We start from the raw sequence: 7475 nt of genomic DNA, 5'->3' as shown, positions 1-7475 counted from the left end.
AGGCGGCACTGCACTGTGCTGGGGGAGCGGGCTTTGGGAATGCTGCGGAAGCTTCGCGGCTGTACCGGGACGCTGCCGCGGGGATCTTCCACCCACCGGCACCCGAGGTGTCGCGTGCAGTTTTCGCGAACGTTTGGCTGGATGACTGACTGCCAGATGGCAGCAGAATGGGGCGTGTGCGGTTGGTCGGACATGCCTGAAATGAAGTGAAATGATGCTGGGCCCGCCTGAAACCTGGCATGGCTGGCGGACCCACGCAAGATGGATGTCAGGGTGGATCTCATGGTGCGGTCTGAGTGTTTACATGTCCCGGGTCGCGCTGTACTGTTGCATTCGCTGTGAATTCTTTAAAGAAAGACTGAGTATGAGTATTACGCGCTTTGGAAAGCTGGCGGCAGCTGCGGTTGCCGCATCGCTGGCGTTTCTTGCTCCTGTAGCAAGCACCCCAGCTTCGGCTGATTCGGTTCCGGCAGTTGGTGCTGACGCTACAGCCGCTTCTGGTGAAAAGGGAACGGCCGTTGAGGTGGACACCGCCAACGGTAGGAAACGTACCGGAACGACGCTTTTCTACATCACCGTAGAAGACAAGGTATACAAGTCCTACTGCATCGAGCTGAATAAGCCTTTTAAAAAGGGCGATGGCACGGTAGAGCAGTGGGGTGACCTTGACGCAGAGAAGAAGAACAAGGTCGGCTGGATTCTTGAGAACTCGTACCCCAAGGTCACCGCAGAAGAACTGGGTCAGGCTGCAGGCGTTGAGGGCCTGACGGTAGCTGAGGCGATCGGAGCTACGCAGGGTGCTGTCTGGCACTACACCACCGCTGGGGGCGCTGACCTCGCTGCTGATACCAGTGCAAAGGTGTTGCAGGTCTACAAGTACCTGATCGGTGAAAAGAACGTCGGCGTTAACTTCTCAGACAACGAAGCTAGCGTCGAACTGGATCTGGGTGGTGACAAGACCTACAAGGCTGGCGACAAGGTCGGTCCGATCACGGTTACCAGCAGCCAGGACGCCGTGAAGCTTCAGGCTGAACCGACCAGCGACGATTACACGATTGTCGACGAGGCTGGCGACAAGGTTGATCTTGACAACGTCAAGCCGGGCGAGCTGTTTGTTCAGATCAACAAAGATGCCCCCAAAGGTGCTGTGAAGCTTACGGCAACGTCGTCGGCTGATTCTCTGACTGGTCGCGTGTTCAAGCACGCTGACGAGAACGCACAGCGGGTTGTCCTCATTGACGAAAAGAAGTCGGTTAAGACCGATGAAGTTTCGCTGAAGTGGGAAGCCGACGAGACTCCTTCCGAGACCCCGTCGGAAACCCCCTCGGAGACTCCTTCTGAAACCCCGTCGGAGACCCCCTCTGAAGGTGAGTCCACTCCGCCGAGCGAAGAAACCCCGTCTGAGGGTGAATCGACCCCGTCGAACGAAGAGACCCCCGCTGAAAAGGAAACCCCGCAGCCTGGCGGTGAGTCTGACGACAAGGACCAGCCGGCGCCTGTTGTTGATGAGTCCAACGACAATGGATCGGGTGCTCTGCCGCGTACCGGTGCTGAGCTTTCTGGTGCACTTGCAGCTGCAGCCGCTCTGATTGCCGGTGGTGCGGCGACTGTGTTCGCTGTCCGTCGTAAGCAGAACAGCTGATGTAATCAGTCGAGCTGAACCTCAGCTCAAGTAGAAAGTGCCCGAGCATCCAAGGATGCTCGGGCACTTTCGTTACCCGCTGCGGCCGAAGCAGATGGGTTGTACGTGCACGAACCTACGATTCATCCCAACGCCCGTGGGGAGCACTTTCGCGGTAGCCGTATGAGGCCCACGTATCGAACAGCCGTCAGCTCACCGGCGGCTCCGTCTTCCGGTGCCGCTCGGCAGCCTCGTCTGAACGACGCAGATACTCGTCAAAATCAATGGCGCCGCGCACGTAATCAGTCAAGTTCTCTACGTCTTCACGATTCGGCTCCCATCCTTCATGCCAGGCAGCCGCAAACGACTGGACAACGTTACGCCGCTGCTTCTCGTCGAGCTGCGCGAACAGCTCCGGCCAGCGTTCCTCAATGTCCAGATGATCACTCATAGCATCCAACCTTCCCGTAGTTGCTTCATCCTATAGAGCACACTCAGGCGCGCCAGCCTGAGAATACAGTTCCTCGTACTCATCGAATCGGGCGATGTCATCGGCTGCACGGTTAACCTCTGCCAGGCCAGCCTGTAGCAGCTTCACAGGCGAAGCATCTCCGGGCTCATCCCCACGGGCGTGGGGAACACAGCCTCGACGCAGACGGCAAGATGCCCGGATGGGGCTCATCCCCACGGGCGTGGGGAACACGAAGCCGATCATTCGGGCGATGTTGCGGCGGTGGGCTCATCCCCACGGGCGTGGGGAACACGGCATCGAGATTATGAGGCGGCTGTCGGGCGTGGGCTCATCCCCACGGGCGTGGGGAACACGCTTCCCGCCGATTGGGTTGTCCGCAGAAAGCAGGCTCATCCCCACGGGCGTGGGGAACACATGAGGTGTACGGGGTCGATTTACACCAGTTAGGGCTCATCCCCACGGGCGTGGGGAACACATATCCGCTAACAGTCAACTGGCCCTGCCGTGGGGCTCATCCCCACGGGCGTGGGGAACACAGAGCCGGAATAACGCCGGATTCCAAGGGAATGGGCTCATCCCCACGGGCGTGGGGAACACGCTTCGATTGCTTCGGCGATGTGCTCACCCGCGGGCTCATCCCCACGGGCGTGGGGAACACCTGGGCGGTTGAGGTGTAGAACGTGCCACCGAGGGCTCATCCCCACGGGCGTGGGGAACACCTTACCCAAAGCGCGGTCGGGCTATCAGTACAGGGCTCATCCCCACGGGCGTGGGGAACACTTGCGGAGTGCGGCAACGTCTACGGTCTGCTTCGGCTCATCCCCACGGGCGTGGGGAACACAGGAGTGTTGATAATGTTGGGCCGGTCAAGAAGGGCTCATCCCCACGGGCGTGGGGAACACGGCAGGTTTTTTGTGGCGCTCATGCTTGCCTCTGGCTCATCCCCACGGGCGTGGGGAACACTCCTGAAACACCAGGGCTGACACGCCCCAGTCGGGCTCATCCCCACGGGCGTGGGGAACACATTAAGTCGGCTATCGGCGTGTTTGTGGAGTGGGGCTCATCCCCACGGGCGTGGGGAACACCCAGCTCGGCAGACAGAACCCTGGCCGTGTAGGGGCTCATCCCCACGGGCGTGGGGAACACCTGAATCTGCTTAATTCGCCTGGCATGCGCCGCGGCTCATCCCCACGGGCGTGGGGAACACGACAACGCGCAGGCTGTGGCGCAGGAACTCCGGGGCTCATCCCCACGGGCGTGGGGAACACACCGGGGGAACCATCTTCTTGTTCTTCGACAACGGCTCATCCCCACGGGCGTGGGGAACACCTACATCAGGGTGGCGTTGTTGCGGCCTTGGAGGGCTCATCCCCACGGGCGTGGGGAACACTCCGGGCTGGTTAGCACCTCTTCGATTTTTTCGGGCTCATCCCCACGGGCGTGGGGAACACTGGCGTCCGCCTGCGTGATTGCCTGGACGATGGGGCTCATCCCCACGGGCGTGGGGAACACGTCGACATAGTGTCGTCCTTTCGGTTGGGTGTGGGCTCATCCCCACGGGCGTGGGGAACACAAGCCCATGCACACACTCACCGACCACGAACTGGGCTCATCCCCACGGGCGTGGGGAACACTCCGAGATTTCACTGTCGGGGACACGATCGCGGGGCTCATCCCCACGGGCGTGGGGAACACCATCCATTAGAGGTGCGTCCGAAAGGCCGCCCAGGCTCATCCCCACGGGCGTGGGGAACACTCAGCTCATGGCGGACAGTGCCACACCGAAGCTGGCTCATCCCCACGGGCGTGGGGAACACCTTCCATGACGGCGCACTCGCCCTGCCTATGGCGGCTCATCCCCACGGGCGTGGGGAACACCGCCGGTAGGTGTCGGCCCAGTGCCGGCGGTCGGGCTCATCCCCACGGGCGTGGGGAACACGGCGGCCTATCCGGTTCAGTAGTGTTGATAATGGGCTCATCCCCACGGGCGTGGGGAACACTCCTTTTCGGGGTATGAAAAAAGACCCCGTTAGGGCTCATCCCCACGGGCGTGGGGAACACCCTGGGTTGCTAGTTTTAAGGACCCCCGAGAAGGGCTCATCCCCACGGGCGTGGGGAACACGCACCCCACAGCTGAGCGCGAGGGTCAGGCATAGGCTCATCCCCACGGGCGTGGGGAACACAACAAATCCGTCTCCGGTTTCTACAGCCGGAAGGGCTCATCCCCACGGGCGTGGGGAACACAGATAGACCTTGCCACCGGTGTAGGGGACGGTGGGCTCATCCCCACGGGCGTGGGGAACACGGTGTGGCACTGTCCGCCATGAGCTGAGCCGCAGGCTCATCCCCACGGGCGTGGGGAACACCGAAGCCTGGGGCCTGGGCGACACAATCACCGGGCTCATCCCCACGGGCGTGGGGAACACCGCATGTCCGCCGATGTGGGCCAGCTGCGTGCCGGCTCATCCCCACGGGCGTGGGGAACACTTGAGTTTCACGCCGACGTCGCCGAAAGCCTTGGGCTCATCCCCACGGGCGTGGGGAACACGAACCCCAGGCTGACGAAACCTACATCTGCGCGGGCTCATCCCCACGGGCGTGGGGAACACACTTGTTGACCAGTGCGAATACCGGCCCGCAAGTTGGTATGGGATCACTTTAGGTGCTTTTGCGCTTATTTCCGAACTTTTGGGCATTCCGCATGGCTCTGGCTTTGCTCCAGCCCGCTTTAAGGGTGGTGTTCCCGTATCCAGATTGTGCAGCTGGCCTGCGCATCAAGGTGACGCCGTCGAGGTCAACGGGCTCCCACTTGTGGTCCTTGACTCGATAGTCAAAGCCCTGTTCGTTGTTGGTGGACCAAATCATCAGCGCTTGACCTGTAGCGGAAGATTCGTCAATGCGCTCCCAAAGAAGCTCCCTGATTCGGGCGCTGATATTTCCAACGAACACTCCTGCCGAAATCTCAACGAGCCATTTGGTGACGTCTCCCCGCAGGCCTGCTGGGCAGCTCGACAAGACTACGATGACCATGATCCGTGATCTGCATGATTGAGTCCGCTGGAAAGCCGGCGTTCGCCCCGGCCAGCCCATACTGACAATTCATCGAGATACGCAACTTCCGGTTCAGCCGACGCATCCGCCGGGTTCAAGAACAGTCTGCGCAGTGTTTCCACAAGCTTCTCTACAGTCCCCTGCTGGAAGAAGCGCTCCCGCAGCAGCGCCCTAACAGCCCGTTCCGGTTCTTCATGATTGTCCGCAACAGCATCGAAAGCCGCCGGAATGCTGGTTTCGGCCTTCACAAGATCAGCCACATCGTAGGTGAAACTCTGATCGTGACCGACGTGCACAAAACCCAAACCCGGCGTCATGCCAAGCGCGTTGATGACCGCAGTTGACACTCCGTACAAGCAGGCGTTGGCCGCTGATAGAGCCTGATTAATCGCATCAGCGTCTGCAAAATTCGCCGGATCGTATGTCCGACCACTCCATGAAACCCCGGTCCTTTCTGATTCACTCCGGTAAATCCTGCGGACACGCGCTCCTTCACGGCCTCGCAGCTGCTGCATTGTCAGGCCCGATACGTCTTCTCCGGGGAAGCGCACCTCGTACATAGCCCGGGCCACTCGCAGACGTTCCGACTGGTTGGCGAAAGCCCGAGCCTGTGCTTCTAAAAGCCTGCTTGAACGAGCCATGGGCCTTCCAGTGGCATAGCAGCGCACCGCGCCATCACCAACCCACGCAACGGTCACACCGCATGTTCCCAAGAGCGCTATCGCAGCATGAGAGGCGCGCACACCCGGGCCAATAAGCAGGGTGCTGACCATAGCTGCCGGAATATGGATTGTGCCCCTGCTGTCGGTCGCGGTAACTGCATTGGAATCACGATGGAGCACGCACCTTTCAACATAGACAAACGAAAGTCTGTCAGTTGTTCGTCCGAGTTCCTGCGAACGAGGCGGAGCCTGGGAACTCATGGTTCCCCCAGTCGGGCCAAAGTCAGCAGACCACACCCGTGTGCTTTCCCACTGCCGATCCCGAAAGCAAGCGAACGCCGCAGAAGGTTGGGGTTCGTGACTTCTAAAACACCATCAAAAACAGCAATCCTGTGGGCTACCCGGTGCCTGCTGCCAGCCGCATCTGGTTTAGAAAATCGACTGTCTTCGCGTCGCACAACACAGAGTCCGTCCAGCTGACTTTCATCCCTGCTGGTGTCGGTTGACTCAGCGTGCCCCGGCTCATAGTCGGCATTGGAGGGAATCGCAAACCCCCACCCGTCAGCGCGGTCCAAGAACCAGCGCATTTGCTGCTTGACCGTAACGTGCGGCAAACGCTTGCCGTCTTTCTTTTTAACCGGGTTCAGCGCCGCACGAAACGCATACTGCTGCCCGCGCTGAAGCGAATCAAGAAGCCGACCGTAATCAGTTGTTTGAGCAGGTGCGCTCTGCCAGCCCAATTGTTCGACCACATGTTCAAACCGCGGCTGAACCGGGGTCACCGCGTATAACACCGTTTCGTGGTGCCCGCGGTCCACCCGCCACAGCAGTCGGCCCTCGTCTGTTGCCTGCTGATCCGGCGGAACAGTCTTCGTGATCATCCCGTGGATCAGATGAGGGCTTGCCAGCGCGGCTTTGGTCTTCCTCAGTGCAGGGTTGAGCTGGATTCGACTGAAGAACATCAAGCCTCCTGAGCCAAGTTGAGGTAGCGGTCGGTGTTTTCTGCCCCCAGATCGTTTTCGACCCGAACGGGGTCAGGACGGACAACAAGCCGCACCCGATATTGACGATGTTCAGGATTGAAGCTGACAGGGACGTCATACGCTGCTTCCCCGATTTCTCCGGGCTGAGCATCGCGTGCTAAGGGTAAGAACACCGTCCTTCCGAGCGACTTTCTGTAGTCCTCTGCGGCCTGCCAGGGGGCAGCATCGAGATCCCGCAGAACGTCCTCCGGCGCTACGCCATTGAATACCCCGCCAAAAAGATTCGGAGGGGCTGGACAACTGCGCCGCCCTAAATACAGCGGAAATTCAGGCTGCACAACGGCGTGGCTAAGCGCATCGATGAGGGCGTCCTCTCCAGCCACAGCGGCGGTATAGGCGGCGTCAGCTCTGTAATGTCGGTACGAAAGAACAGAATGCTTGGCCCCAGGCCGTCGTGCAGTATGGAAATCCTCAAGAAGCTGACCGGGACGGTCAACACGGACGGCCATAACCAGCTCCGCCAGGTCATCAACTTCTGCTGTTCGCGACCTGCCCTGCGCCGCGGCAAGCAGACCTATGACACCGGACTTACTGGGCTCAGTTTCTGTCGACCGTCGGCTAAAGCGAGAAGAAACACCCCAAGACTGCATCGGCCCCGAAAGATTGAGGACCATGGTCTTCATCAG

General features: G+C 60.3%; 6 protein-coding genes and 1 CRISPR repeat array. Of the genes, 1 reads left to right on the top strand and 5 read right to left on the bottom strand.

Features of this window, described 5'->3' with window-relative positions; translation table 11 throughout:
- The first annotated feature begins 364 nt into the window (after positions 1 to 364).
- A complete protein-coding gene (locus tag HMPREF3162_RS01100) occupies positions 365 to 1642 on the top strand; it encodes a thioester domain-containing protein (RefSeq protein WP_070776615.1) in 1278 nt (425 codons plus the stop codon).
- A gap of 187 nt (positions 1643 to 1829) precedes the next feature.
- Here HMPREF3162_RS01100 and HMPREF3162_RS01095 read toward each other — a convergent pair whose 3' ends face one another.
- From HMPREF3162_RS01095 to cas5e, 5 genes are all read right to left on the bottom strand, one after another.
- Positions 1830 to 2072: an antitoxin VbhA family protein gene (locus HMPREF3162_RS01095; RefSeq protein ID WP_070776614.1), complete on the bottom strand. Its 243-nt coding sequence runs from the start codon at positions 2070 to 2072 to the stop codon at positions 1830 to 1832.
- A gap of 163 nt (positions 2073 to 2235) precedes the next feature.
- Positions 2236 to 4702: direct repeats of the CRISPR family, unit length 28 nt; unit sequence GGCTCATCCCCACGGGCGTGGGGAACAC.
- Between the two features lie 49 nt (positions 4703 to 4751).
- Positions 4752 to 5123, bottom strand: a complete 372-nt coding sequence (cas2e, locus tag HMPREF3162_RS01090) for a type I-E CRISPR-associated endoribonuclease Cas2e (RefSeq protein WP_070776613.1) — start codon at positions 5121 to 5123, stop codon at positions 4752 to 4754.
- Positions 5111 to 6067, bottom strand: coding sequence for a type I-E CRISPR-associated endonuclease Cas1e (gene cas1e, locus HMPREF3162_RS01085; protein WP_070776612.1), 957 nt, complete (start codon positions 6065 to 6067; stop codon positions 5111 to 5113). The genes cas2e and cas1e overlap by 13 nt, the downstream gene beginning before the upstream one ends.
- Positions 6064 to 6768 (bottom strand): type I-E CRISPR-associated protein Cas6/Cse3/CasE, encoded by a 705-nt coding sequence (gene cas6e, locus HMPREF3162_RS01080; RefSeq protein ID WP_070776611.1) that lies wholly within the window; start codon positions 6766 to 6768, stop codon positions 6064 to 6066. The genes cas1e and cas6e overlap by 4 nt, the downstream gene beginning before the upstream one ends.
- Complete coding sequence (gene cas5e, locus HMPREF3162_RS01075) at positions 6768 to 7472, bottom strand: type I-E CRISPR-associated protein Cas5/CasD (RefSeq protein WP_070776636.1); 705 nt, start codon at positions 7470 to 7472, stop codon at positions 6768 to 6770. Before cas5e ends, cas6e begins: the two co-directional genes overlap by 1 nt.
- Between the last annotated feature and the right edge of the window lie 3 nt (positions 7473 to 7475).

Source organism: Brevibacterium sp. HMSC07C04 (genome assembly GCF_001815905.1).
Taxonomy (GTDB): domain Bacteria; phylum Actinomycetota; class Actinomycetes; order Actinomycetales; family Brevibacteriaceae; genus Brevibacterium.
Note: the sequence above shows the minus strand (reverse complement) of the source record. Positions and strands in the feature narration are given on the sequence as shown.

Coding starts and splice junctions, on each gene's coding strand:
- HMPREF3162_RS01100 (WP_070776615.1), top strand. CDS start 365: ATGAGTATTACGCGCTTTGGAAAGCTGGCGGCAGCTGCGGTTGCCGCA.
- HMPREF3162_RS01095 (WP_070776614.1), bottom strand. CDS start 2,072: ATGAGTGATCATCTGGACATTGAGGAACGCTGGCCGGAGCTGTTCGCG.
- cas2e (WP_070776613.1), bottom strand. CDS start 5,123: ATGGTCATCGTAGTCTTGTCGAGCTGCCCAGCAGGCCTGCGGGGAGAC.
- cas1e (WP_070776612.1), bottom strand. CDS start 6,067: ATGAGTTCCCAGGCTCCGCCTCGTTCGCAGGAACTCGGACGAACAACT.
- cas6e (WP_070776611.1), bottom strand. CDS start 6,768: ATGTTCTTCAGTCGAATCCAGCTCAACCCTGCACTGAGGAAGACCAAA.
- cas5e (WP_070776636.1), bottom strand. CDS start 7,472: ATGAAGACCATGGTCCTCAATCTTTCGGGGCCGATGCAGTCTTGGGGT.